Source organism: Microbulbifer hainanensis (assembly GCF_014904735.1).
Lineage (GTDB): Bacteria > Pseudomonadota > Gammaproteobacteria > Pseudomonadales > Cellvibrionaceae > Microbulbifer > Microbulbifer hainanensis.
Genome location: NZ_JACZCR010000111.1, coordinates 1 through 506, shown reverse-complemented (window position 1 = coordinate 506; position 506 = coordinate 1). Strand labels below are relative to the sequence as shown.

1 protein-coding gene is annotated in these 506 nt (G+C 45.3%); it reads right to left on the bottom strand.

Translation table 11 applies throughout. The features are described from left to right. On the bottom strand, positions 1 to 506 hold a 506-nt coding region (locus IG168_RS20535), incomplete at both ends, for a hypothetical protein (protein ID WP_193166472.1).

Below are 506 nucleotides of genomic sequence, written 5' to 3'. Positions count from 1 at the left end.
GAATGAACTTGCATCAATCAAGAATGTGGTCGCACTGATAGTGACACCATCGGTAAAAGTGTCAGATGCCCTGGGCGTGGTGATTTTTCCGCTATTTTCTACTGTAATGGAGTCAAAACTAATATCTTCAGCAAGTTCCAGGGTAAAACCGTCCACCAGCAAAGCATTGTTTGCCGCTGTAAATGTACCCTCTGCAATCACATATGAATTATCGCTGCCATTACCAATAATCGACGAGCCAATATGTGCCCCATCACCTATTATCAATCGCCCCTTATCGACATAGATATCAGCATCTATCTGGCCAGTGAGATAAGTGGATTCGTAATTTTCCGCACTAGATCGGTTAACGATCTGTAGCGCTGCATTTCCAGACGCCAGGGATCGATCGTAGAGATAGACAGTGCCTGCAGCGCCATACCCTTTTATTCCAGCCGCTACAGCCCCACTTTGTGCCAACACCTTTTGAGTTGTATCAAATCCCGTTAATTCATCGTAATAGAGCG